The sequence below is a fragment of the Rhodococcus sp. NPDC003348 genome (assembly GCF_053589375.1).
Genome location: NZ_JBSFRT010000046.1, coordinates 1 through 25598 on the forward strand (window position 1 = coordinate 1; position 25598 = coordinate 25598).

22 protein-coding genes are annotated in these 25598 nt (G+C 68.7%); 8 read left to right on the plus strand and 14 right to left on the minus strand.

What is annotated here, in order from left to right; genetic code table 11:
• Window positions 1–655: 655 nt before the first annotated feature.
• Together tyrS and ACWDU4_RS23720 are read right to left on the minus strand one after the other, a co-directional pair.
• On the minus strand, window positions 656–1975 hold the full coding sequence (gene tyrS / locus ACWDU4_RS23715; RefSeq protein WP_450116388.1) for a tyrosine--tRNA ligase: 1320 nt from the start codon (window positions 1973–1975) through the stop codon (window positions 656–658).
• Window positions 1972–2613 carry a DNA-3-methyladenine glycosylase gene (locus tag ACWDU4_RS23720; RefSeq protein ID WP_450116389.1) on the minus strand — a complete coding sequence of 214 codons (642 nt, stop codon included), beginning with the start codon at window positions 2611–2613 and terminating at the stop codon, window positions 1972–1974. Before ACWDU4_RS23720 ends, tyrS begins: the two co-directional genes overlap by 4 nt.
• A gap of 122 nt (window positions 2614–2735) precedes the next feature.
• Between ACWDU4_RS23720 and ACWDU4_RS23725 the strand changes: the two genes are divergently transcribed.
• Genes ACWDU4_RS23725 through ACWDU4_RS23735 form a run of 3 tightly spaced genes read left to right on the plus strand, consistent with a single transcriptional unit; the run spans window position 2736 to window position 4904 of the window.
• Window positions 2736–3470, plus strand: a complete 735-nt coding sequence (locus ACWDU4_RS23725; protein ID WP_450116390.1) for an ABC transporter ATP-binding protein — start codon at window positions 2736–2738, stop codon at window positions 3468–3470.
• 11 nt (window positions 3471–3481) lie between these two features.
• Window positions 3482–4237: an ABC transporter permease gene (locus tag ACWDU4_RS23730; RefSeq protein ID WP_450116426.1), complete on the plus strand. Its 756-nt coding sequence runs from the start codon at window positions 3482–3484 to the stop codon at window positions 4235–4237.
• Window positions 4238–4277: 40 nt separating this feature from the next.
• Window positions 4278–4904 carry a TetR/AcrR family transcriptional regulator gene (locus ACWDU4_RS23735; RefSeq protein ID WP_450116427.1) on the plus strand — a complete coding sequence of 209 codons (627 nt, stop codon included), beginning with the start codon at window positions 4278–4280 and terminating at the stop codon, window positions 4902–4904.
• Here ACWDU4_RS23735 and ACWDU4_RS23740 read toward each other — a convergent pair.
• The 11 genes from ACWDU4_RS23740 to ACWDU4_RS23790 all read right to left on the minus strand — a co-directional run bounded on the left by ACWDU4_RS23740 (window position 4871) and on the right by ACWDU4_RS23790 (window position 17477).
• Window positions 4871–5086 carry a Trm112 family protein gene (locus ACWDU4_RS23740; protein ID WP_450116391.1) on the minus strand — a complete coding sequence of 72 codons (216 nt, stop codon included), beginning with the start codon at window positions 5084–5086 and terminating at the stop codon, window positions 4871–4873. The genes ACWDU4_RS23735 and ACWDU4_RS23740 overlap by 34 nt on opposite strands.
• Window positions 5087–5135: 49 nt before the next feature.
• Window positions 5136–8114, minus strand: coding sequence for an AMP-binding protein (locus ACWDU4_RS23745; RefSeq protein ID WP_450116392.1), 2979 nt, complete (start codon window positions 8112–8114; stop codon window positions 5136–5138).
• Window positions 8115–8180: 66 nt separating this feature from the next.
• The gene (gene argH / locus ACWDU4_RS23750; protein ID WP_450116393.1) at window positions 8181–9626 is read right to left on the minus strand and encodes an argininosuccinate lyase; all 1446 of its coding nucleotides are present in this window, start codon (window positions 9624–9626) and stop codon (window positions 8181–8183) included.
• A gap of 2 nt (window positions 9627–9628) precedes the next feature.
• Window positions 9629–10828, minus strand: coding sequence for an argininosuccinate synthase (locus tag ACWDU4_RS23755; RefSeq protein ID WP_450116394.1), 1200 nt, complete (start codon window positions 10826–10828; stop codon window positions 9629–9631).
• 89 nt (window positions 10829–10917) lie between these two features.
• Window positions 10918–11445: an arginine repressor gene (locus tag ACWDU4_RS23760; protein ID WP_450116395.1), complete on the minus strand. Its 528-nt coding sequence runs from the start codon at window positions 11443–11445 to the stop codon at window positions 10918–10920.
• The gene (gene argF, locus ACWDU4_RS23765; protein ID WP_450116396.1) at window positions 11442–12383 is read right to left on the minus strand and encodes an ornithine carbamoyltransferase; all 942 of its coding nucleotides are present in this window, start codon (window positions 12381–12383) and stop codon (window positions 11442–11444) included. Before argF ends, ACWDU4_RS23760 begins: the two co-directional genes overlap by 4 nt.
• A gap of 4 nt (window positions 12384–12387) precedes the next feature.
• Window positions 12388–13593, minus strand: coding sequence for an acetylornithine transaminase (locus ACWDU4_RS23770; RefSeq protein WP_450116397.1), 1206 nt, complete (start codon window positions 13591–13593; stop codon window positions 12388–12390).
• A complete protein-coding gene (gene argB, locus ACWDU4_RS23775; protein ID WP_450116398.1) occupies window positions 13590–14519 on the minus strand; it encodes an acetylglutamate kinase in 930 nt (309 codons plus the stop codon). The genes ACWDU4_RS23770 and argB overlap by 4 nt, the downstream gene beginning before the upstream one ends.
• On the minus strand, window positions 14516–15760 hold the full coding sequence (argJ, locus tag ACWDU4_RS23780) for a bifunctional glutamate N-acetyltransferase/amino-acid acetyltransferase ArgJ (RefSeq protein ID WP_450116399.1): 1245 nt from the start codon (window positions 15758–15760) through the stop codon (window positions 14516–14518). Before argJ ends, argB begins: the two co-directional genes overlap by 4 nt.
• Complete coding sequence (argC, locus tag ACWDU4_RS23785; protein ID WP_450116400.1) at window positions 15757–16818, minus strand: N-acetyl-gamma-glutamyl-phosphate reductase; 1062 nt, start codon at window positions 16816–16818, stop codon at window positions 15757–15759. The genes argJ and argC overlap by 4 nt, the downstream gene beginning before the upstream one ends.
• A gap of 38 nt (window positions 16819–16856) precedes the next feature.
• Window positions 16857–17477: a TetR/AcrR family transcriptional regulator gene (locus ACWDU4_RS23790; protein WP_450116401.1), complete on the minus strand. Its 621-nt coding sequence runs from the start codon at window positions 17475–17477 to the stop codon at window positions 16857–16859.
• 171 nt (window positions 17478–17648) lie between these two features.
• On the opposite strand from ACWDU4_RS23790, the gene ACWDU4_RS23795 reads away from it, so the two are divergent.
• From ACWDU4_RS23795 to ACWDU4_RS23805, 3 genes are all read left to right on the plus strand, one after another.
• Window positions 17649–18599, plus strand: a complete 951-nt coding sequence (locus ACWDU4_RS23795; RefSeq protein ID WP_450116402.1) for a metal-dependent hydrolase — start codon at window positions 17649–17651, stop codon at window positions 18597–18599.
• Window positions 18599–19759 carry a hypothetical protein gene (locus ACWDU4_RS23800; RefSeq protein ID WP_450116403.1) on the plus strand — a complete coding sequence of 387 codons (1161 nt, stop codon included), beginning with the start codon at window positions 18599–18601 and terminating at the stop codon, window positions 19757–19759. The genes ACWDU4_RS23795 and ACWDU4_RS23800 overlap by 1 nt, the downstream gene beginning before the upstream one ends.
• A gap of 278 nt (window positions 19760–20037) precedes the next feature.
• Window positions 20038–21480, plus strand: coding sequence for an MFS transporter (locus ACWDU4_RS23805; protein ID WP_450116404.1), 1443 nt, complete (start codon window positions 20038–20040; stop codon window positions 21478–21480).
• Between the two features lie 67 nt (window positions 21481–21547).
• Here the strand turns inward: ACWDU4_RS23805 and ACWDU4_RS23810 are convergent, their stop codons facing one another.
• On the minus strand, window positions 21548–23083 hold the full coding sequence (locus ACWDU4_RS23810; RefSeq protein ID WP_450116405.1) for a class I adenylate-forming enzyme family protein: 1536 nt from the start codon (window positions 23081–23083) through the stop codon (window positions 21548–21550).
• A gap of 105 nt (window positions 23084–23188) precedes the next feature.
• On the opposite strand from ACWDU4_RS23810, the gene ACWDU4_RS23815 reads away from it, so the two are divergent.
• Together ACWDU4_RS23815 and ACWDU4_RS23820 are read left to right on the plus strand one after the other, a co-directional pair.
• On the plus strand, window positions 23189–23866 hold the full coding sequence (locus ACWDU4_RS23815; RefSeq protein ID WP_450116406.1) for a TetR/AcrR family transcriptional regulator: 678 nt from the start codon (window positions 23189–23191) through the stop codon (window positions 23864–23866).
• On the plus strand, window positions 23863–25530 hold the full coding sequence (locus ACWDU4_RS23820) for an acyl-CoA dehydrogenase family protein (RefSeq protein ID WP_450116407.1): 1668 nt from the start codon (window positions 23863–23865) through the stop codon (window positions 25528–25530). Before ACWDU4_RS23815 ends, ACWDU4_RS23820 begins: the two co-directional genes overlap by 4 nt.
• Window positions 25531–25598: the final 68 nt, after the last annotated feature.

Below are 25598 nucleotides of genomic sequence, written 5' to 3' on the forward strand. Positions count from 1 at the left end.
CCTGAGCCAGGATCAAACTCTCCGTTGAAGACTCTGGATTGGCCGGCGAACCGGCAATCAGTCATAGACATCGAGTCAAATCACTAGCAAAAAAAACTCAAACTAGCTAAACACTGACCATCCCAGACGGAAGAATGGAATGATCAGCAAATACCCACCCCATACAAATGATGGAGTGGAGTACCAAATAATTTGGCACTGACATTCATCGGCACACTGTTGAGTTCTCAAAGAACACGCACACACCTTCGCGTCCGAGATTATCTCGGCCTCTCCGGGGCAACTGTTCCAGCCTAACTGATTTCTCCCACCGGCGCAAACCGGTGAAGCAAGTTCCAGCAGGCTTGCCAGGCGCCTTCGTCCAACCTCGTGTCCCAGTCCCTCGCGGGCCGGGTCGGTGTCCGTGTCGCTCTGACTCGACAAAAGTTACGTGGCCGTGAACGGCATCGCAAATCCGCTGGTCACAGCACACCAGGGCGGGTGAAACCCCAGCTCACCGCCCGCAGCAGCCGCCCCAGGCGACAAATTACAACGATGTGACGCCGCACACGCAGCGCCGCGGCTCCTCGAGGGTCCCCGCCACGAGGACCTTGAACGGCGGAGGGCGCCGCCCCTCGCATGTGCGAGGCGACGACGCCCTCCGACCGGGACCGTCTCAGGCCGGCAACAGCTGGATGCCGGCGAAGTTGCGCTTCCCGCGACGGATGACGAGCCACTGACCGTGCAGCAGGTCGCCGGACTCGGGCGTCCAGTCCTCCGCGCCGACCTTGGCGTTGTTCACGTACGCGCCGCCCTCCTTGACCGCACGCTTCGCCGCGCCCTTGCTCTCGCACAGCCCGCTGGCGACCAGCAGATCGACGATCGCGGTCGGTTCACCGGGGCGCACCTGCGCCACCGACGCCTCGGTCAACGCGGCGGCGAGGGTCGACTCGTCGAGATCGCGCAGTTCGGCCTTCCCGAACAGTGCCTGGCTGGCGAGCTCGACGGCCGCGGTGTTCTCGGCCCCGTGCACCAGGGTGGTCATCTCGGCGGCGAGCCGGCGCTGGGCGACACGCGCCTGTGGCCGCTCGGCGACCTCGACCTCGAGCTCCGCGAGCTCGTCCTGACCGAGGAAGGTGAACCAGCGCAGGTAGCGGATGACGTCGGCGTCACCGGTGTTCACGAAGTACTGGTACCAGGCGTAGGGGCTGGTCATCTCCGGGTCGAGCCACAGGCTGCCGCCCCCGGTGGACTTGCCGAACTTCTTGCCGTCCGACGAGGTGACCAGCGGCACGGTCATCGCGTGCACCGACTCACCGTCCACGCGGCGGTTCAGCTCGACACCGGCGATGATGTTGCCCCACTGGTCGGAGCCACCGACCTGGAGCGTGCACCCGTGGTCCCGCCGCAGCTGCAGGTAGTCGTTGGCCTGCAGCAGCATGTAGCTGAACTCGGTGTAGGAGATGCCGTCCGATTCGAGGCGCCGCTTGACCGTCTCGCGAGCGAGCATGACGTTGACGGAGAAGTGCTTGCCGATGTCGCGCAGGAAGTCGATCGCGCTGAGCTTGCCGGTCCAGTTCATGTTGTTCTCGACGACTGCGGCGTTGTCGCCGTCGAACGAGACGAACCGTTCGAGCTGGGCGCGGATCCGCTGCGCCCAGTCCGCGACCGTGTCGGCGGAGTTCATCACCCGCTCGCCGACATCGCGGGGGTCGCCGATGAGCCCGGTGGCCCCGCCGGCGAGAACGATCGGCTTGTGCCCGGCCTGCTGGAACCGCTTGAGCGTCAGGAGCGGGACGAGGTGTCCTGCGTGCAGGCTCGGACCGGTCGGGTCGAAGCCGCAATAGAGGGTGACCGGACCGGCCTCGGCCTCACGACGCAGCGCGTCGATGTCCGTGGACTGCTGGATGAGTCCACGCCAGGTCAGTTCGTCAACAATGTTCTCGGTCGAGGCGATGTTCTCGGTCAGGGCGTTCTCAGTCACGGCTTCGATCATCCCGCACTCGGCGGCGCGGGCGCACGCGGGCTACGCCGGTAGGCGGAGACGGCGTTCGATGTGGGATCCCACAGACGCCACGGACGGTCGGCGGCGCGGCTGATTCCCACCCGCGGCCCGAATGCGATGGGCGTCGCGGGGCCGGGGTCGAGTCGAATCGGGGAGCCGCCGTCGAAGAGCGCGGACCCGTTGTCGCCCAGGGTTGTTCCGAGCGCCTGACCGAGATTGCCCGGACCGCGCGCCAATTCGCGTTGGCCGCGGTCGGGACCGCGACGGCGGCGCACCACGTCCTCCCCCGCGAGAATCTCCGCTGCCCGCAGCAGCACCGCACCCGCGGTCCCTTCCCCGGCGCAGCTGACGTTGAGGCAGAAGTGCAGTCCGTGGCTGAGATAGACGTAGAGCCGGCCCGCCGGGCCGTACATCACTGCGTTGCGTTCGGTGGGTCCCGGATAGGAGTGGGCGGCCGGGTCCGGCCACGGCCCGAGCGGGTCTCCCCCGTACGCCTCGACCTCGACGATCCGCAGGCGCACCGCACCGCACGACAGTGTCGATCCCAACACCAGTCGAGCCGCGGTGACCGGGTCGGCGACGGTGAGCGCGTCCTCGCTCAGTTCGGGCGACCGGGAGAGCACCATCATGCCCGCGATTGTGCCCCGGAGAGGCCGGATCGGAGCGCCGCAGCCCCGTTGACCTGGGGACCGGAGGGGTCTATAAAAGTCATCAGACGATGATTTCATCGCTCGATGAATTGGAGCACGAGATGCCCGGATCATCTTTCGCCGTTGCCATCGACAACCTCGTCGTCCGCCGCGGTGACGTCGAGGTGCTGCACGGCCTCGATCTGCGGATCCCGACCGGCAGCATCACCGGCCTTCTCGGACCCTCCGGCTGCGGTAAGACGACGTTGATGCGCGCCATCGTCGGCACCCAGATCGTCGAGTCCGGCACGGTCACCGTCCTCGGCGAGTCGGCGGGTTCGCCGCAACTGCGCCACCGCGTCGGTTACGTCACCCAGTCCCCCACCGTCTATCCCGACCTGTCGGTGCGGCAGAACATCGCCTACTTCGCGGCGCTGTACGGCCGTCCCGCACGCGCGGCGACCGACGTGATGGCGATGGTCGATCTGGCCGCGCAGGCCGATGTTCCCGCCGGGGAATTGTCCGGCGGTCAACTCGGACGGGTCTCCCTCGGTTGCGCGCTGGTCGGCGAACCGGAGTTGCTGATCCTCGACGAACCGACCGTCGGGCTGGATCCGGTGCTCCGTGCCGACCTGTGGGAACGATTCGCAGGCCTGGCCGCGAGCGGAACCACACTGCTGATCTCGAGTCACGTAATGGAGGAGGCCGAGCACTGCCATGACCTGCTGTTGCTCCGCGACGGACACCTGCTCGCACAGCTCAGCCCGGGGGCCCTGCTCGAACAGACCCGTGAGACCAACCTCGAACATGCCTTCCTGACCCTGATCCGCGAACGAGAAGTTCAGGAGCAGTCGTGAACGCCCCACTCATGACCCCTCGCATCTACGGGGCCGGCACCGCCCGCATCCTGCGGCAACTGCGCCGCGACCACCGCACCGTCGCGATGATCCTGCTGGTGCCGGCGCTGCTGATGACGCTGCTGTACTACCTGTACGTCAACGTGCCCACGCCCCCCGGCCAAGTGCCGCTGTTCGACCGGATCGCCATCACCATGCTCGGGATCCTGCCGTTCGTGGTGATGTTCCTGATCACGTCGATCGCGATGCAGCGCGAACGCAGTTCCGGCACCCTCGAACGCCTGCTGACGACCCCGATGTCGAAGCTGGACCTGCTCGGCGGCTACGGCACCGCGTTCTCCCTCGCCGCGGCGGCGCAGGCCCTCGTCGCCTGCCTGGTCACCTTCGGCTTTCTCGACCTGACCACGGAGGGAAGTGTCGGCTGGGTCGTGCTGATCGCGGTGGTCGACGCCGTACTCGGTGTCGCGCTGGGCCTGCTGTGCAGCGCATTCGCGCGCACCGAGTTCCAGGCGGTGCAGTTCATGCCGGTGATCGTGATCCCGCAGCTGTTCCTCTGCGGTCTGCTCGTGCCCCGCGACCAGCTCCCCGAATGGCTGCAGTGGGCGTCGAACGTGATGCCACTGAGCTACGCCGTCGAGGCACTGCAGCAGGTAGCCAAGCATCCCGGCGCCACGGCGACGATGTGGCGCGACATCGCCGTCGTGGTCGGGTTCGCGGTCGTCGCGCTGTGCCTGGCGGCGGCCACACTGCGTCGGCGGACGCCGTGACACCGCGGCGGAGCGCGTCGTGACCCGGCCGAGCGTCCGGATGGGGCGCCGGCCGGGCAGCCCCGACACCCGTGAGGACATCCTCGCGGCGGCCCGCCGCCGATTCTCCGAGACGGGGTTCGACAAGACATCGGTCCGCTCGATCGCGACCGCGGCAGGCGTCGACTCGGCGCTCGTGCACCACTACTTCGGTACCAAACGGGCGCTGTTTCTCGCGGCGATCGCGGTGCCGATCGATCCGAAGGTCGTGCTTGCCGGACTGCTCGACGCGCCTCGTGACGAACTGGGTGAGCGGTTCCTGCGCGCGGTGCTCGGCGTCTGGGAGTCCCCGCAGCGCGAGGGTCTGCTCGCGGCGCTCCGGTCGGCGATCTCCGGTGAGTCGGTCGGGCTGGTGCGCAGTTTCCTGACAGAGGTGGTGCTCGACGAGATCGGTCACCGGGTGGACGATCCTGCGGGGAGCGCGTCCCTGCGGGCCGGTCTGGTTGCGTCACAGATGGCGGGACTGATCGTCACTCGCTATCTGCTCCGACTCGATCCGCTGGCCACGATGGAACCCGAGCGGGTGGTGATGCTGGTCGCGCCGACGTTGCAGCGGTATCTCACCGGCGATCTCGCCGGGTCGAATGTGCCCGATCAGTCGGTGGATCCCGTTCCGCGCGTGATGTAGTCCTGGTGCTCGTCCTCGGTGACGTCGCGTGCCTCGTCGACGAGCAGCACCGGGATGCCGTCCTCGATCGGGTAGGCGCGACGCAGCCGCGGGTTGTAGAGCAGTGCGTCGTCGACCAGCAGGAGCGGGCCCTTGTCCTGCGGGCAGGCGATGATGCTCAGCAGGGTGGGATCGAGCGCCACGAAAGGTCCTCTCGCATCGGGTTGACGGGATCACCGGCCAGGCTACCCGCTAGCCGGTCGGTGCCCGACCACCGCGCTCCTGAAGGTCGGTGACCACCGCCTTCGTCAGTCGGCGGTAGCGGGTGTGCTCGGCGTCCCAGAACCAGGCCCGCACTCCCGGTTTCGGCAGGCCCGCCGCCCTCAGCTCGCCGCGCCGGGGTCGATACGAGTTGCTGATCGGGATCTCGGGGACGACGTGCACGAGGTCTGGGCACTGCCCCTCGTCGAGGCCGGCGAACGCGTCGGCCAGATGGGCCGCCGTCAGGGACGCCCCAGGGCGCAACGTCAGTGCGGTGACCGCCAGCTCCTCGTCGCCGACCCGCACACCGTAGGTGACGGCGAGGTCCACCTGGTCCAGGACGCCGAGCGCGTATCCGATCGGTTCCCCGTACACCGGGCCGCGCCGCGCGCAGACGACGGTGTTCCGGTCGTCCATGAGCCAGAAGTCACCGTCACCGTCGGTGCGGAACAGGTGCTCGGTGGGCACCCATGCGTCGCCGGCCGCGAACACTCCGCGCATCGCGCCGCCGATCGCCTCCGCGGACGTGGCCTGCCCCAGCAGGAGTCCCACCTCCCCGACCTCGCATTCGCGCACCAGTCCGTGATCGTCCTCGACGAACCGGCGCGTGACGGGGTCGTACGCGGCGATGCGGACCGCGGTGCTCCCGGGCAACGGACGCCCCTTCGACCCTGGCTTGGCGCCGGACACATTGGCGAGCACGACGGCGGCCTCGGTGGAGGCGTAGAACTCGAGCACGCGCGCGGGCGCGAACCGGTCCATCGTCCGCAGCCACAGTCCACGGGGCATTCCCGCACCGATGAACAGCCGGATCGGGTGCGAGGCGTCCAACGCGAAGTCGGGGCCGTCCACCAGTTCGCGCATCATCGTCCACGTGTACGCCACGACGGTGACCCCGTAGCGGTGCACCTCGGTCGCGAACCGCTCGGGGTCGAGACCCCGGGACAGTGCGATGCGCGCCCCACCGGCGATCGCCCCGCCGAGCGTCGCGAGCAGGACCGACGAATGATACAGCGGCGCAACAGAATAGACCGTGTCACCGTTGCCGAGATTCGCGGCGGTCGCTGTTCCGAAAGCGGACAGGGCCCAGCGATGGTTGGTGATGTACTTGGCCTCGACCTCGCCGCCGAACCGCCCGAACAGCACGAACGCCAGTTCGTTTGCGCGGCCGGGATTGGGCCGGTACCACGCCGGCATCGCGATGAGGTCCGGCTCGATCTGTTCGAGATCGACCGTCTCCGAGTCGGCTTCCAGATCGAGGACGCGGGATTCGCCACCACCGAGGACGAGCACCGGTGGCCCCAGCCGTTCCGCGGCACGCAGATGGTCGGGATCGGTGACGATCGTGGCGACCTTGCCGAGCCGCATCGCGTCGGCGAGGTCCTCGGTCGGGGGCAGCAGCACGCTGATCGCGCCGATCCTCGACAGCGCGGCGATCGCCACGAGTGCGCTGGGCCGGGTCTCCATCAGCACCCCGACCCGTGTGGACGGTCGCACCCCGGCCGCGATCAACCCCTTGACGACATTGTCGATCCGGGTGTTGACCGCACCGTTGGTGTACGCGCGGTCGTCGAACAGGAAGCACTCGCCGCGCGGGTTCTTCGCCCCTGCCTCGGCGAGCAGTTTGCCGAGCGAGATCGTGGTGTGCGGCTGCACCTGCCCGAGCCGGACCAGCCGCGGCAGCGCGCGGGCCGCCTCGGCGGTCAGTTCCCGGCTGCCGCGCACCGCGTGAACCGCCGCCTCCAGGGCCCCGCGCACGGCACCGACCCCCACCTCGGCGATCGAGGTACCGGTGTGCAGCAGCCGGTCCGCGACGGACACACCGGTCTCGTCGATAGGGAGGTCCTCCGCGGCCATCGGCACGATACCGGCCGGCTGCGGGTCCGTCCCGGTCCGCCACCGCACCCAGGCACCGGTCGTCGGCCAGGTGTGGTCGGCCGCCAACGATCCCACGACGAGGCCGAAATGACCTGCCCGCATGGTGGATTCGAATACCTCAGCCTTCGGCGCCGCTTTCCGGATACCCCGGACCGCGGTCGGCTGGCCGATGTCGTCCACCTCGCCGACGAATGCCAGGATCGGGCAGGTCACCTCGGCCAGGGAGACCGGTCGGTCACCGATCACGAAGCCACCGGACACCATCCGGTTGTGCACGACGAACTGTTTGAGCAGCTCCGCCACCGCCGGACCGGACCACGCCACCCAACCATCCGTGGCGAGGAAGCGTCGCTGCTGTTCACGCGGGAGGAGCGCCTCGCGGTCGTGCAGCTGCCGCAGGAAGTCGATCCGTGACTTGGCCGTCTTGACCGGGTCGAGGAGCTGGAACCCGGTGCGCGCCATCCAACCCGCGATCGAGAGACGGGTGAAGACGTGGTCGGCGAGGAAGTCGGCCGCCGGCGCGGCGATGTCGCCGGGGATCCCGAACGGCAGGGCCGCCAGGGTGTCGACCGGTGAACCGAAGGTGACGAGGGACGCGACGTGGCGGCACCGCCGGTACGCGGCGGCCTGGTAGGCGAACATGCCGCCCTGGGAGTACCCGGACAGGTGCACGTCCTGCCCGGTTTCCTTGTGTACGCGGTCGACGATCTCGCTGATCGCGACGATGTGGTCGGCGAGGGTGCGGTTCCAGCCGCCCTCCTCGGTGTCCGGGGAACCGAAGTCGACCACCCAAGGATCCAGCCCCATCGAGTGCAGGATGCCGACCGCGCCCTGGTCCTGGGTGACGTCGTACACGTCGGCCGACATCATCATCGGCGGGATGAGCAGAATCGGCGGACGGGGTGAATCGGCTTCGGTGACCTCGTCGGCGAAGTAGCGACGGAGCCGGTACATCGGCGCGCGGTCGACGACGGTGAACTCCGACGGCCGGGCCTCGGTCTCGAGGCCGCCCAGCCGGACGACCTCGAGACCGTTCTGCGCGGTCGCGACCACGCGGCGAACGGAACCGTTCAGAATCTCGGACCAACTCACTGCCGCGCCCCCAACCTTCCGCCGGTGTTCCGGCACAGTGTATTCGCGCGCGGCAGTGAGAATCCGTCAGTTTCCGATCAGGGCCTTCAATTGCCCCGCGGACTCCCGGACCCGATCCAGCTGGTGCGCCACCTGTACACCGGCGGTGCCACCGCGGGCGTTACGGGAGGCGATCGACCCCTGCACGGTGAGCACCTCGCGTACCGCCGGTGTCAGGGCCGGATCCACCGCGGCGAGCTCGGCGTCGGTGAGATCCTCGAGACCCACTCCGCGGGACTCGGCCGCCCGCACACACGCACCGGCCGCCTCGTGTGCGACCCGGAACGGAACACCCTGACGCACCATCCATTCCGCGATGTCGGTGGCGAGGGTGAACCCGGCCGGGGCCAGCTCGGCCATCCGGTCGGTGTGGAACTCGAGCGTCGAGACCAGCCCGGTGATCGCGGGCAACAACAGTTCCAGCTGGGCGACGGAGTCGAAGACCGGCTCCTTGTCCTCCTGCAGGTCCCGGTTGTACGCCAGTGGCTGCGCCTTGAGCGTGGCGAGCAGGCCCGTGAGGTTGCCGATCAGGCGCCCGGCCTTGCCGCGGGTGAGTTCCGAGACGTCCGGGTTCTTCTTCTGCGGCATGATCGACGACCCGGTCGACCAGGCATCGGCGAGCGTGATGTAGCCGAATTCCGGTGTGCTCCAGATGATGACCTCTTCGGCCATCCGGGACAGGTCGACCGCGATCATCGCGAACACGAACGCCGCCTCGGCCGCGAAGTCCCGCGAGGACGTGGCGTCGATCGAGTTGTCCGCCGCGGAGTCGAACTCCAGCTCCGCCGCGATGGCGTCCGGGTTCAGGCCGAGCGAGGACCCGGCCAGCGCGCCGGACCCGTACGGCGACACCGCGGCCCGCTTGTCGAAGTCCACCAGCCGCTGCACGTCCCGCAGCAGCGGGTGGGCGTGTGCGAGCAGGTGGTGCGCGAGCAGGACGGGCTGCGCGGCCTGCAGATGCGTCTTGCCGGGCATCACCGCCGCCGGATGCGCCGCCGCCTGGGTGGCGAGGGCGTCGACAACGTCGAGCACACCGGCAGCGACTCGGCGGACCGCGTCGCGCAGCCACATCCGGAACAACGTGGCCACCTGGTCGTTGCGCGAGCGGCCGGCGCGCAGCCGGCCACCGACCTCGGGTCCGACCCGCTCGATCAGGCCGCGCTCGAGGGCACCGTGGACGTCCTCGTCGGAGTCGGCGGGCACGAAGGCACCGCTCGCGACGTCGGCCCCGAGCCGGTCGAGACCGTCCAGCATGGTCGCCAGGTCGGCGTCACCGAGCAGTCCCGCGGCGTGCAGCACCTTGGCGTGCGCCTTGGAGGCACGCACGTCGTAGGGCGCGAGCACCCAGTCGAAGTGGGTGGACTTGCTCAGCGCCGCCATGGCGGCGGCCGGTCCGGACTCGAACCGGCCGCCCCACAGGGCACCTTCGTTGGTGCCGTGCGCCTGGACGCCTCCGGCATCGTGCTCGGTCATCGTTACAGGCCCAGGTCGCGCTTCGCGGCGACCTTGGAGGACAGGCCGTGGATGTTGACGAAGCCCTTCGCGTACGACTGGTCGAACGAGTCGCCCTCGTCGTAGGTCGCGAGGTTGAAGTCGTACAGCGACTGCGGGCTGCGCCGGCCGTTGACGGTGATCGCGCCGCCGTGCAGGAACAGGCGGATGTCGCCGGTGACCTTCTCCTGGGTCTTGAGCACGAAGGTGTCCAGCGCCTCCTTCAGCGGCGAGAACCACAGGCCGTCGTAGACCAGCTCGGACCAGCGCTGCTCCATCTGCCGCTTGTAGCGACCGAGCTCGCGCTCGAGGGTGACGTGCTCGAGTTCCTGGTGCGCGGTGATGAGCACCATCGCGCCGGGGGCCTCGTAGATCTCGCGGCTCTTGATGCCGACGAGGCGGTCCTCGACCACGTCGAGGCGGCCGACGCCCTGCGCACCGGCGCGCTTGTTGAGCTCCTGGACCGCTTCGAGCACGGTGACGGGCTTGCCGTCGATCGCGACCGGCTTGCCTGCCTCGAAGCTGATGATCAGCTCATCGGGGGCGTTCCAGTTGATGGTCGGGTCCTGGGTGTAGTCGTAGACGTCCTTGGTCGGGGCGTTCCACAGGTCCTCGAGGAATCCGGTCTCGACGGCGCGGCCCCACACGTTCTGGTCGATCGAGAACGGCGAACGCTTGGTGACGTTGATCGGGATCTGGTTCTCCTCGGCGAAGGCGATGGCCTTCTCCCGGGTCCAGGCGTAGTCACGAACCGGGGCGATGACCTCCAGGTCGGGGGCGAGGGCGCCGAAGCCGACCTCGAACCGCACCTGGTCGTTGCCCTTGCCGGTGCAGCCGTGCGAGACGACGGTGCCTCCGTGCTCGCGCGCGGCCTTGACGATGTGCTTGACGATCAGCGGCCGGCTGATCGCCGAGACCAGCGGGTAGCGGTCCATGTACAGGGCGTTGGCCTGGATGGTGGGCAGGCAGTACTCGTCGGCGAACTCGTCCTTGGCGTCGATCACGACGGCCTCGACGGCGCCGCAGTCGAGGGCACGCTGACGCACGACCTCCATGTCCTCGCCACCCTGGCCGAGGTCGATGGCAACGGCGACGACCTCTTTGCCGGTCTCCTTGCCGATCCAGCTGATGGCCACGGAGGTGTCCAGCCCGCCCGAGTAGGCGAGTACGACGCGTTCAGCCATGGTCTGTGTGCTCCTTTTGGGGTTGTATCTTCTCGAGATTCTTCAGTTGTGCCGATCGCATGCCGACCGGACCCGGCGCAAATGCCAGGTCAGGCCAGTTTTTCGATCATGTCGGCGAGCTGCGCGCCCGTCAGGGGTTCACGGGCCACCACAAGAATGGTGTCATCCCCGGCAATGGTTCCCACAACCTCGGGCAGAGACGCGCGATCCAGCGCGCTGGCGAGGTAGTGCGCGGCACCCGGCGGGGTGCGCAACACCGCGAGGTTCCCGCTCGCGTCGGTGGACACCAGCAACTCCCCCAGCAGCCGCGACAGCCGGTCGGTGCCGCCGGAGACGCCGCGCACCGGGCTGCCGTCCTCGGGCACGACGTACACGCCGGCGCCCCCGTCGGCGGCCCGCAGTTTCACCGCACCGAGTTCCTCGAGGTCCCGCGACAGCGTCGCGTGCGAGACCTCGATGCCCTCGGCGGCGAGCAGCGCGGCGAGTTCCGGCTGGCTGCGGACCTCGTGCACCGCCAGTAGGGCGGTGATCCGGGCCTGCCTCCCGGCCCGTGTCTGCGCGACCGCGAGCGACTTCGACGGCGGTGCCGTCACGCCCCTCGGCTGGGTGGCGGTCACGACTGTGCCCGGTCCTGATGCTCCAGCAGCCACACCAGCAGCGCCTTCTGTGCGTGCAGGCGGTTCTCGGCCTCGTCCCACACCACCGACTGCGGGCCGTCGAGCACCTCGTCGGTGATCTCCTCCCCGCGGTGCGCGGGCAGGCAGTGCAGCACCACCGCGTCCGGCGCCGCCTTCGCGAGCAGCGCCGCGTTGATCTGGAACGGCCGGAACGGTCCGACCCGGTCGAGGCCGTCGTTCTCCTGGCCCATCGAGGTCCAGGTGTCGGTGACGAGCGCGTCGGCGCCGGCAACAGCGGCCTGGGGGTCGTCGGTGACGGTGATGGTGGCACCGGTCTCGGCGGCCCGCGCGCGGGCGGCGTCGAGCACCCAGGGCAACGGCGCGAAGCCCGCCGGGGCGGCGATGGTGACGTCGATGCCCGCGGTGACGCCGCCGAGCATCAGCGAGTGCGCCATGTTGTTGGCGCCGTCACCGAGGTACGTCAGCTTCAGCCCCTTCAGCTCGCCCTTGCGCTCGCGCAGGGTCTGCAGGTCCGCGAGGACCTGGCAGGGGTGGAACTCGTCGGAGAGTGCATTGACGATCGGGACCGTCGCACCACTGACCATCTGCTCGAGCCGCTTCTGCCCGAAGGTCCGCCACACGACGGCGTCGACGTAGCGCGAGAGCACCCGGCCGGTGTCCTGCAGCGTCTCCTCCCGGCCGAGCTGGGTGCTCCGCCCGTCCACGACCACGGCGTGCCCGCCGAGTTGGGAAATGCCCACCTCGAACGAGAACCGGGTGCGGGTGGAGTTCTTCTCGAAGATCACCCCGACCGCGCGGGGCCCGGCCAGGGTCTGCTTGGCGAACGGATCCTTCTTCAGTACGGCGGCGAGCTCGAGCACCTCGGCCTGCTGAGCCGGGGTGAGGTCGTCGTCCCTCAAATAGTGCTTCACCGGCATGATGTCACTTCCCTTCCGCTACAGCGGTGTTCAGAATCTGCGGCAGCGCCGCCACGAATCCCTGTGCCTGCTCCTCGGTGAGGATCAGCGGCGGCGCGAGCCGGATCACGTCGGGCGCCGCAGCGTTGACGAGGTAGCCGGCGTCCCGTGCAGCGGCCTCCACGGCCGGTGCGACGGTGTCGGTGAGGACGACGCCGAGCAGCAGCCCGGCGCCGCGGACGTGATCGACGAGCGGGTGCCCGAGCGCCTCGATCCCCGCGGACAGCGACTTGCCGACCGCATCGGCGTGGCTGAGCAGATCCTCCTGGTCGACGGTGCGCAGCACCGCCAGCGCCGCGGCGGCACACACGGGGTTTCCACCGAAGGTGGTGCCGTGCTTACCCGGGCCGAAGAGTTCGGCCGCGGCGCCGGTGGCGATGCACGCCCCGATCGGCAGGCCGCCGCCGAGCCCCTTGGCGAGGGTCATCACGTCGGGCACGATGCCCGACGCCTGGTGGGCGTAGAACCAGCCGGTGCGCGCGATGCCGGTCTGCACCTCGTCGAGGATCAGCAGGGCACCACGCTCGGCGGTGATCCGGCGGGCTTCGACCAAGTAGCCCTCCGGCGGGACCACGACCCCGGACTCCCCCATGATCGGTTCGAGGATCACGGCGGCGGTGTCGGAGTCGACGGCCGCGTCGAGGGCCGCGATGTCACCGTAGGGCACGAACTCGACGCCCGCGGGCATCGGCTCGAACGGTGCCCGCTTCTCCGGCTGCCCGGTCATCGCGAGGGCACCCATCGTCCGGCCGTGGAAGGCCCGCTCGGCGGCGATGATCTTGCGCCGGCCCGTGAGCCGGGCCAGTTTGAAGGCCGCCTCGTTGGCTTCCGTACCGGAGTTGCACAGGAACACCCGGCCTGTGACGCCGCCGTCGCCACCGGCACCAAGGTGGTGCAGCAGCTGCTCGGCCAGTGCCACGGCCGGTTCGCTGGCGTACAGGTTCGACACGTGACCGAGAGTGTTCAGCTGCGCCGTGACCGCGTCGATGATCGCCGGGTGCCGATGGCCGAGGATGTTGACGGCGATGCCGCCGAGCAGATCCAGGTACTGCTTGCCGTCGGCGTCGGTGAGCACGGCCCCGTCGCCGGAGACGAGGGCGACCCGCGGGACGCCGTAGTTGTTCATCAGCGCACCGGACCAGCGCTGCTGGAGTGCGGAGGTGCCGGTCATGCGGGGCCTTCCTTTGCAGGGGTGGTGGGGACCGAGGGATCCGGTGGGACAACCATCGTGCCGATGCCCTCGCCGGTGAGTAGTTCGAGGAGCACCGAGTGCGCGAGGCGGCCGTCGATGACGTGGGCACTCGGGACGCCGCCGTGCACGGCGCGCAGGCACGCCTCCATCTTCGGGACCATGCCCGAATCCAGGCTCGGCAGAAGTTGTTCCAGCGCGGCGGTGTCGATCACCGACGCCAGCGAGCTGCGATCGGGCCAGTTGGTGTAGAGGCCCTCGACGTCGGTGAGGACGACCAGCTTCTCGGCGCCGAGGGCCTCTGCGAGCGCGGCCGCGGCGGTGTCTGCGTTGATGTTGTGCACCACACCGTCGGAATCGGGGGCGATCGTCGAGACGACCGGAATCCGGCCGGCGGCGATGAGGTCGAGCACCGCGGTCGGGTCGACGGTGGTGACGTCGCCGACCAGCCCGATGTCGGTCGGCTCGCCGTCGACGACGACGGTCCGCCGGGTCGCGGTGAACAGGTGCGCGTCCTCACCGGAGATGCCGACCGCATACGGGCCGTGGGCATTGATCAGCCCGACGAGCTCGCGTCCGACCTGACCGAAGAGCACCATCCGCACGACGTCCATGACCTCGGGCGTGGTGACGCGGAAGCCGCCGCGGAACTCGCCTTCCATGCCGAGCCGCTTCAGCATCGCGTTGATCTGCGGTCCGCCGCCGTGCACCACGACGGGGTGGATTCCGACGGTCCTCAGGAACGCCATGTCCTTCGCGAACGCCGCCTTCAGTTCGTCGTCGACCATCGCGTTGCCGCCGTACTTGACGACGACGATCTTGCCGTGGAACCGCTGCAGCCAGGGCAGCGCCTCGGCGAGGACGTACGCCTTCTGACTGGAGGTCAGGCTGAGGATGCTCTCACTCATGACGAGTAGGCCGAGTTCTCTTCGACGTACGCGTGCGAGAGGTCGGTCGTGCGGATGGAGACCTCCGCGTCGCCGACACCGAGTTCGATGCGCAGCGCGATGTCCTCGCCGGAGAGGTCGACCTCACGCGCGCCCGGTGCGCCGACGCCGTCGATGCACACCGGATTCCCGTTGAAGGACACCGAGATCCGGTCGGGGTCGAGGGCGATCGGGGCGATACCGATCGCGGCGAGCACCCGTCCCCAGTTGGGGTCGGAGCCGAACAGCGCGGTCTTGACCAGGCTGTCGCGTGCGACGGTCCGGGCCCCGACGAGCGCGTCCTGCTCACTGGCGGCGCCGGCGACGGTGACGGTGACCCGCTTGGTGACGCCCTCGGCGTCGGCCATCATCTGGTCGGCGAGGTCGTCGCAGACCGCGAGGACCGCGGCGTTGAGTTCCTCCTGGGTGGGGGCGATGCCGCTGGCACCCGACGACAGCAGCAGCACGGTGTCGTTGGTGGAGGTGGCGCCGTCGACGTCGAGCCGGTCGAAGGACAGCCGGGTCGCGGCCCGCAGTGCCTCGTCGAGCTGGGCCGCGGTGGCGACGGCATCGGTGGTGACGACGGACAGCATCGTGGCCAGCGAGGGGGCGAGCATGCCCGCGCCCTTGGCCATGCCGCCGACGTTCCACTTGTTCGCGTGGTGCAGCGCCGCCTGCTTCGGGACGGTGTCGGTGGTCATGATCGCGTAGGCGGCGTCGGTGCCGCCGCTGATCCCGCCGGCCAGTTCGTGCACGATCTCGGTGACGCCGGCGAGCAGCTTGTCCATCGGCAGTCGGTCGCCGATCAGCCCCGTGGAGCAGACAGCGACCTCACCGGCGCCGGTCTCGGTGCCCCAGTCGCTGAGGGTGGCCGCGACGTGCTCCGCGGTGGCGTGGGTGTCCTGGAAGCCGGGGGCGCCGGTGCAGGCGTTGGCGCCACCGGAGTTGAGCACCACGGCACGCAGCTTGCCTCCGGTGAGCACCTGCTGCGACCACAGCACGGGTGCGGCCTTGACCTTGTTGGCCGTGAAGACGCCGGCCGCAGCGGTGTCCGGGCCCTCGTTGAACACGAGGGCGAGGTCGGGCCGGCCGCTGACCTTGATACCGGCGGCGATGCCTGCGCCGCGGAAGCCTGCGGGCGCGGTGACACCCTGGGTGCGGATCAGGCGGCCACCGGCAACCTCGACTGCGTGCGGTGCGGCGAACTCGGAATCGGTTGTCACGGGGCAACTCCCACGGTCGAGAGACCATCGGTCTCGGGCAGGCCAAGGGCCAGGTTCATGGATTGGACGGCACCGCCTGCGGTGCCCTTGGTGAGGTTGTCGATGGCGGCGATCACGACCAGCAGGCCCGCGGTCTCGTCGACGGTCACACCGATCTGTGCGGCGTTCGAGCCGATGACCGCGCCGGTCTGCGGGTAGACGTTCTCTGGCAGCACGTGCACGAACGGCTCGTCGGCGTATGCCTTCTCGTAGACCTCCCGGGCGCGCGCCAGGTCCACGGTCGTCGCGGCGGTGCAGGTGGCGAGGATGCCGCGCGGCATCGGCGCGAGCACGGGCGTGAAGGAGACCGTGACGTCGGTGCCGGCCAGCGCCGAGAGGTTCTGGGTGATCTCGGGGGTGTGCCGGTGGACGCCGCCGACACCGTAGGCCTTGGCCGAACCCATCACCTCGGACCCGAGCAGGTCTGCCTTGGGGGCGCGTCCCGCGCCGGAGGTGCCGCTGACCGCGACGACGGTGACCCGCGGCTCGACGATCCCGGCGGCGACGGCCGGGGCGAGCGCGAGGCTGGCCGCGGTCGGGTAGCAACCGGGCACCGCGATGCGGGTCGCGCCGGTGAGCCTGTCCCGGTTGCCCGGCAGCTCGGGCAGGCCGTACGGCCAGGTCCCGGCGTGCGCGCTGCCGTAGAACTTCTCCCAGTCGGCGGCATTCGAGAGCCGGAAGTCGGCGCCGCAGTCGATGATCACGGTGCTCTCCGGCAATGCCTTGGCGATCTCGGCGGAGTTGCCGTGCGGCAGACCGAGGAACACGACGTCGTGGCCGGCGAGGACGTCCAGGGTGGTCGGTTCGAGCACTCGGTCGGCGAGCGGGAGCAGGTGGGGGTGGAACTGCCCCAGGGTGGCGCCTGCATTGCCGCCCGCGGTGAGGGCGCCGATCGTGAGCCTGCCGTCGCGGTGGGCGGGGTGCCCGAGCAGCAGGCGCAGGATTTCGCCGCCCGCGTACCCGCTCGCCCCTGCGATGGCGACCCGGATCGGTCCGGTGGAAGCTGCTGTGGTGACCATATGGACGATTATGCACCATCATGCAAGCCCATTCACACCTAGGCCCGCGCCGAGAACTCCTTCTGCGCCGCGATTGCGGTACCCATCCAGCGCCGCAGGTACTGCCGCAACTCCCCGTCACTGCGCGGCGGGTTCCCCGGCGAGAGGAAGAAGGACTGCATCGTGCGCAGGACGTACTCGACGAGCCCGTGCAGCGCGGTGTCGTCGTATCCGTGCCGCGCCCAGTCGACGTCGAATCTCTTGATCATCGTCATGCCGAACGCCTGCGCCTCGTCGGAGGTGAGGCTGTCGGAGTGGACGTTCGAGTACGAACTCGACAACAGGATGCCCAGATGGGGCGTTCGGCGGACCTCGGCGAGCGTGTAGACGACACCCTCGGTCATCGCCTCTACGGGATCGTCGAGACCCGCCACGCACTCGGCCAGCCGATCGAGGAAGCCGGCGACCGACGCGATGGCCGCGGCCCGCATCAGTGCATCGGCACTCGGAAAGTATCGATACACGGTCTGCCGGATCACGCCGAGCGACTCGGCGACGTCGGCGATGCTGATCTCCGAACCGGTCCGCCCGATGAGATCGACTGCGGCGGCGACGATACGACGGGAGGCCTCCTCGTCGTCACCCGGCGGACTGCCGCCCCACCCACGTCTGCGCGCCACCGGGCGGACGGTATCACAGGCGATCCGCCAATTCGGATCACGAGTGACGACCGATCGACCGAAAGCGATCATACACACGAGCCAATCTGCGTATGATCACTGCCATTGGGGGCCTCGCGGTGCCGGGGAGGCCACCTGACCAGCCCATTTCCCGTTTCGAGGTGCCGAACAGTGACCAACCTTCAAGCCCGCAAGATGGATTTCGGATTCGAGGACCAGGACGTCCCCTTCCTGTGGAACCCCGAGAACCCCGCGTGGTCGAGCATGTCCAACGCCGTCTCGTTCCTGGCCATCGGCTTCGAGAAGATGATCGTGAAGCTGATCCTCCAGACCAAGCCGCGGATCACCGATCCCGAGGTCGCCGAGGAAGCCACGGCGTTCATGCGACAGGAGGGGCACCACTCGACCGCCCACCGCCAGCACGTGAACGCGCTGATCAGGCGCTACCCCGGCCTGCAGAACACTCTCGACGCGGTCATCGGCGAATTCGACCTGCTCACCGAGCGCACCTCGATCGACTACCGGCTCGCGTACACCGCGGACCTCGAGGCCACCTTCACCCCGGTGTTCAAGCTGATGCTCGACAACGAGGCGACCCTGTTCGCGCCCGGCGACGACCGGGTCGCCTCCCTGTTCCTCTGGCACTTCGTCGAAGAGGTCGAGCACCGCAGTTCGGCGCTGATCATCTACAACTCCGTCGTCGGCAACGAGCTGTACCGGATGCGGATGGCGCCGTCGATCTTCGCGCACGTGATGAAATCGATCCGGATCGCGTGCGCCGGCTTCAACCAGCACGTTCCGCTGTCCGAGCGAAAGGTCGACGCGATGTCGATGTTCGCCCGGCACCGCATCAAGCAGCGGGTGCTCACCTCCTTCGCGCCCTACCTGACCAAGGGGCCGATGCCACGCGCGTTCGACGGCCTGCACCTGGGCGAGCAGCTCACCGCGCTCGCCGGTGCCGTCCGTAGCCAGCTGCCGGGGCACGACCCGACCCACGAGAACCTGCCTGTACTGGCCGGCCGCTGGTTCGCCCGCTACGACGAGGGCTACGACTGCACTCGCTGGTACACCGCCGAGCAACAGGATCGCAGCGCCGAGTCGGCACTGTCGGAGGTGAAGTGATGTCGGACCACTGCTCACCCACCTTCTCGGATCTCGCAACCCGCCTGGGCTTCTCGTGCGAGGAGGCCGGCGGGCTGGTCGAGTTCCGCAGCCCGGGCGCGCTGGAGAACTGGACCCTGCCGGTCCTCGAGTTCACCATCATCCTCGGGGCGGTACTCGCGCTCGTCTACGCAATTCTGCGGCTGCGCAGGAAGGGCGATCCCACCAATCTGGTGCTGTGGTTCGGTGCCACCGCGTTCCTGTTCGTGATCGAGCCGCCGATCTACTTCCCGGCCACGTTCGGCACCGAGGACTACCTGGGCACGATGTTCGCGCACAACGTGTTCACCGTCGATTTCCTGTGGGGTCGCCTGCCGCTGTACATCATCGCGATCTACCCGTTGATGGCCACCATCGCGTTCGAGATCGTCCGGATGCTCGGCGTGTTCCGGAAGTACGGCGTGATCCTCGGCGCGGTGTGCGTCGGCTTCGTGCACCACGCGTTCTATGAGATCTTCGACCACCTCGGACCGCAGCTGCGCTGGTGGGAGTGGACCCTCGACAACAAGGTCAACCAGCCGTTCTTCGATTCGGTTCCGTTGCCCAGCGTCGTGGTGTTCGCGGCGCTGTGGCCGATGTCGCTGGCGCTGTGCGTCCAGTTCTTCGTCGGTCGGCACGTCGATGCGGGCCGGCATTTCTCCGGCCTGCAGTTGGTGTGGCGCACCGTGGTGATCGGCCTCACCGCCTCGGTCGGGGTGTTCGTGCTCCCGCTCCCGGCGACCGTCTTCGGCATGGGGAGCGACACGGTCCGCGGGTTCCTCTACGCCGCGGAACTGGTCGCGCTGTCGGTCGTGGCGGTCGTGATTCTGGCTCGGCAGTGGTCCCGCGTTCGTGCGGGGCGCTCCGACGTCCCGCCGTACTCGAACGACTTCGTCCGGTGGTACGCCGTCGTGTACCTGGTCGTGATGGCGGTCCTCTGGGTCACCGCACTGCCCGCATTCTTCGACGCGGTCGACGGGGTCACCGCGAACGGCGATCCGGTCGGCAGCCTCTGGTACACGGTCGCGTGCTTCGCCGTGGCGATCCTCAGCGTCGTCGCCACGTTCACCGTTCCCCGACCGTCGGCGGCAACGAGTACGCCGCCACCGGCCGCTGAACCCGCGGCAAGCCACACGGCGTAGCCGATCCGGCCGCGAGACGAGGCGGGAGTGTCCACCGGACACTCCCGCCTCATCCCGTTTCGGTCGACTTCCTTATGCGAGAAATGCCCGAATTGCACCAAAAAGTGTCCACACCAATGATTTTCACAGGAATCCCTGATTGACATCCGCACAAATCTAGGCGAATGATTCCACTGGATCGCAAGTGGCGGCGCTCACTGCTCCGCAGCCCGGTGGCGGAGACCACTCTCCCGCCGCCGACAGCGACGAATCGATTCGGACCCAGAAAGGCGGGGCAGGTGTCACACCCCCAGACAACGCGACCTGCGCAGAACCCCGGAGCATCGGCCGACCTGCGGGCGGCCCGGATGATCGATGCACGGATCGACACGATGCCGCGGGTCGGCGTCGGACCGTTCGGCGGGCTGGCGCTCGTGCTGTGCATGTTCTTCGCGAACTACGACATCACCGTCTCCGGCCTGACGGTGAAGGCGACCGCGGCAAGCCTCGACGTCTCCGTCATGCAGATGAGCCAACCGATCGCACTCAACCTCGTCGGTTACGCGATCGGAGCGTTCGCGCTCGGTCACATCGCGGACCGCTTCGGCCGCCAGCGTGGGCTGGCGCTGACGATCGTGGTGCTCGCGCTGAGCGGAGCGCTGAGTGGGTTGGCGTGGAACATCGCCTCGCTCAGCTTCTTCCGGTTCCTCGCGGGTGCGGGAATGGGGGCAGTGATCGCACTGGTCTCGACGTACATCGGCGAACTGGCACCGAAGAACATGCGCGGCCGCTATCTGGCGACGATCATGACGTACCAGGCGATCGGCCAGGTCGTCATCGGATTCGTCTCGCTGCCCATTCTGAATCACCTGCCATCGTACGGCTGGCGGATCCTGCTGGCGATCGGCGGCATCGTCATCGTCGTCGTTCCGATGCTCGTCGACCGGATCCTGCCGGAGTCGCCACGATGGCTGGTGTCGACGGGGGACGTCGAGCGCGCCGAACGCATCGTCGCCGTAATGGAGGCGAGGGCCGGCTCGTCCCCCGAGGCCGCGCGAGCGGAGTACGAGGCACTCGAGGCCGCCGGGACGGATGCCGAACAGCCGGCGTCATCCGTATTCAGGGAACTGTTCAGCGGCGAGCTGCTGCGCCGGGTCGTGCTCGTCACCGGGTTCTGGTTCGTGTACTACCTCGCCGTGTACGGCTTCCTGAACTACACCCCGTTGATCCTCGAAGGTCGTGGGGTGTCGAGTTCGGACGCCCTGTTGGTCACCGTCCTGATGCGCTGCACCTCGGTGATCGTCCCACTGCTGATGCTCGTCCTGATCGAGAGGTACGAGCGCAAGATCCTCACGATCATCGGCACCGCCCTCGTCGCCGGGGGACTTCTGACACTGCTCCTGCCCGCGTCCGAGGTCACCGCGACCGCGGGTTCGATGCTGGTGAACTTCGGTATCAGCTTCACGATCCTGCCCGCCTACACCTACACCGCCGAGGTCTTCCCGACGCGGGTCCGAGGCTCTGCGTCGGCGGTGGGTGACGGCGTCGGCCACCTCGGTGGTGCGGTCGCCCCCTGGATCGTCGTTCCGGCACTGAGCAACCTCGGTGCGGTCCCGACGATCTGGATGCTCGTCGTCACCGTCCTGTTCTCGGGTGCGATTCTCAGCTTCGGTGTTCGCACGAAGAATCGCTCGCTCGCCGACATCTCCTCGGGCACGCCCGCCGCCGAGACGGCCGGCTGATCCACGGGCACCCAACGACGACCGGGGCCGCTACCGACACGGTGGCGGCCCCGGCACCCAGGGTCGGTCAGTCGCCGATCACCGAACTCCGGAGGACATGCTTGGTCAGCTTGCCGGACGGGTTCCGGGGCAGCTGGTCCACGACCACGAGTTCGCGTGGGATCTTGTAGCGGGCGAGCTTGTCGGACAGGTACGACCGCAGATCGTCGAGTTCGATGTGGGCACCGTCGACCGGAGCGATCACCGCGACAACCGTCTCGCCCCACTCCGGATGGGGACGGCCGATCACCGCGACGTCAACGACGTCGGGTCGCGGCCGGATCGCCTCCTCGACCTCCTGCGAGTACACGTTCTCGCCGCCGGTGATGATGACGTCCTTCGTTCGATCGACGATGTAGATGTACCCGTCCTCGTCCAGCCGGGCGACGTCACCGCTGCGGTACCAGCGACCCTCGAACACGTCGGCGGTGGCCTCGTCGTTGTCCAGGTACCCGAGCATTCTGGTGTCTCCGGCGAGCCAGATCTCCCCCGTCTCCCCCGGCCCGGCGTCGCCGCCGTCCGCCCGAACCACCCGCAGGTCCACACCCGGCATGCCGCCACGGCCGATCGACCCGGCCTTCGCGATCTGCTCGTGCGGATACAGCGCGGTCCCGGTCGGGCCCATCTCGCTCATGCCGTACACCTGGTAGAAGTCCTCGGACCGATAGGCCTGCTGCAGCTGCCGCGCCACCTCCGCGCCGATCGGCGCACCACCGTACGTCCAGCGCCGCATGGTCGAGAAGTCGAAGTCCGTCAGGTCGATTCCCGCCGCCCGGGCCGCCTGCAGTGGCGCGAGGTACGCGATCGGGGCACCGAAGAAGGCCGTGATCCGCTCGGCCGGAATGATCTTCAGGAACTCGATCGGGTGATACTCCCGCATCAACACGATCGTGCCGCCGAGGAACATGGTGGTGACCAACCAGACGTTGAGCGGCGCGGCGTGCCAGATCGGCATCGCGATCAGCACCCGCTCGTCCCGGTCCAGGCCGAGTGTCGTCGAGATGTACGGCGCGACAGTGGTGATCGAGCGGTGCGTGTGCAGGCAGCCCTTCGGGGCGCTCGTGGTCCCCGACGTGTAGAGGACCTGCGCGATGTCGGTCTCGTGGACGTCGGCGCCCTCCCACTCGTCGGCGAGGTCGACGAGGGCGTCGAAGTCCCGGTCCGCAGACGCCGACGTGCCCTCCCCCGGTTCCGTCAGCATCCAATCCACCTGCGGCGCCCCCGCTTCCGCGCTACCGCGCAGGTCCGCCGACACGATGCCGACCGTCGCCCCGCAGTGACCGAGGGTGTACTCGACCTCCGGCGGAGCCAGTTTGTGATTGACCGGCACGAGCGCGGCGCCTGCCCGCCAGGCGCCGAAGGCGGCGATCACGAAACCGGGGCTGTTGTAGGTCATCACCGCGACCCTGTCACCACGGCGGACACCACGGTCGCGCAGCACGGTGGCGGCCCGCTTGGAGGCGGCGAGCAATTCGGCATAGGTGATCCGCCGATCCCCGTAGACGAGCGCCTCCTTGTCCGGATACTTGCGCGCCGTGCTCTCCAGCATCGTGGTCAGGTTCATGAAGGTCTCCTCGGGGCGCCCGTTGCCGTGGCCCGTGTTTCGTTCTACAGTCGACTCGCAAGGATTGAATCACGATTCATAGTATTGGGAAAGGGTGCCCGCCGGATGGCCTACCGAGCGACCGAGAAGACGCGCGCCGCGCAGGCGCAGCGCCGCGCGGCCCTACTCGCCGAGGCGACCGCACTCGTCGCCTCCGGCGGGTTCGCCGCGGCCACGGTCAAGGCAATCGCCGAGAAGTGCGAGGTCAGCGTCGGTTCGGTGTACTCGTACTTCGACGGCAGCGCAGACCTGCTTGCCGCCGTGTTCCGGGTCGGCGCGGACCAGGAACTCGCCGCGGTCCGGGCCGCGGTCGACGCCGCGGACGGGGCGTCGAACCGCCTGCGCGCCCTGGTCGAGACGTTCGCACTGCGCGCCATCAAGGGACGCCAACTCGCATGGTCGCTGCTGTTCGAACCGGTCGATCCACGCATCGACGCCGAACGACTGGCCTACCGAGCGGACTACCACGCGCTCACGACCGAGATCCTGCGCGAGGGCATCACGTCCGGCGAGTTCCCCGAGCAACACCTCGGCGTGACCGCGACCGCGCTGATCGGCGCCATCAGCGAGGCACTGACCGGGCGCCTGTCCCCCACCCATGCCGTGACCACGGACAACGCCGACACCTCCGGCGCCGAGGACACCGACACCGTGGAGGCGATCCTCCGGTTCTGCTTCCACGGTGTCGGAATCACCGAAAGCCCCCGGCGGCCCGCACCATCGACCGAAGGAACGCACTCATGACGACCGTCACCCCCTCCGGATTCCACACCCACGAGGTGTTCAACCAGGCGCCGCCACGGGTGGACGTCAACGAGTACACCTCGAACGTTCCGCTGGTCGAGGGTGTGGCCCGCTACGACGCCGACTGGGCGCAGCAGGAACTGAGCGAGGTTGGCGCGCTGGTCGGCACCGAATCCTTCCAGCACGACGCCGAACTCGCGAACACCGTCACCCCGGTGTTCCACTCACACGACAGGTACGGCAACCGGATCGACGAGGTGGAGTTCCATCCGGCCTACCACCGAATCATCGGCGCCGCCGTCGAACACGGCGCGCACACCTCGGCGTGGGCCGACCCGAAGCCGGGCGCGAACGTCGCGCGTGCCGCATCGTTCATGATGTTCGCCCAGATCGAGCCCGGCCACTCGTGCCCGATCTCGATGACCCACTCCGTCGTCCCCGCGCTGTCCGAGTTCTCCCCCGAACTGTCGACGCTGTGGCTGCCCCGACTCTACGGCCGCGGCTACGACGGCAGACTGATCACGCCCGGCGACAAGTCCGGCGTGCTCTTCGGAATGGCAATGACCGAGAAGCAGGGCGGCTCCGACGTGCGCGCCAACACCACTCGCGCCGTGCCGAACTCCGACGGCACCTGGTCGCTGACCGGGCACAAGTGGTTCTGCTCGGCACCGATGTCGGACGGCTTCCTGATCCTGGCGCAGACCGAACTCGCCTCCGGCTCCGGCCTGTCCTGTTTCCTGGTTCCGCGGGTCCTCGAAGACGGCACCCGAAACGTCTTCCGGATCCAGCGGCTGAAGGACAAGCTCGGGAACAAGTCCAACGCGTCCTCGGAGATCGAACTCGACGGCACCCTCGGCCACCTGGTCGGCGAACCCGGCCGCGGCGTGCGCACCATCATCGAGATGGTCGCGCGCACCCGCCTCGACTGCGTCTACGGTTCGACCGCAGGCATGCGCCAGTCCGTCGCTGAGGCACTGTGGCACGTGCGAAACCGGGCGGCCTTCGGTACGACGCTGATCGACCAGCCGGCGATGACGGCGGTCGCCGCGGACCTGGCACTCGAGTCGGAGGCCGCTACCGCCACCGCCCTGCGCCTGGCACGCGCCCACGACGCGGACGCCGACGACACCGAGAAGGCGTTCCGGCGGCTCGCCACCGCGGTCGCGAAGTACTGGATCTGCAAGCGCGGACCGCACCACGCGTACGAGGCGCTCGAATGCCTCGGCGGCAACGGCTACACCGAGGCGTTCCCGTTGGCCCGCCGCTACCGGGAACAGCCGGTGATGGCCGTGTGGGAAGGCTCCGGCAACGTCATCGCCCTCGATGTGCTGCGCGCGATGACCCGGGAGCCGGAGTCGGTGGCTGCGTTCGACGCCGAGCTGGCCGAGGCACGCGGCGCCTCAGCGCTGTTCGACGCGCACCAGGACCGGATGCGGACGGCGTTGACCGAACTGGCCACGCTGGACCCGACCCTGGCACAGTTCCGCGCACGCGCGGTCGCGGCGTCGATGGCGCTCGGTCTGCAGGCGTCGCTGTTGCTGCGGACCGCACCGACGGCGGTCGCGGAAGCGTTCCTGACGGCCCGGCTCGGCGAGAACCGGGACCTCGAGTACGGCTCGTTGCCCCCAGGCACCGACTTCGCCGCAATCCTCGACCGGCACTGACATGTCCTCCCCGCCTTCCCGAATGGCGCATCCGGTCGGCTGAACCGATCAGATGGGCCATTCGGGAA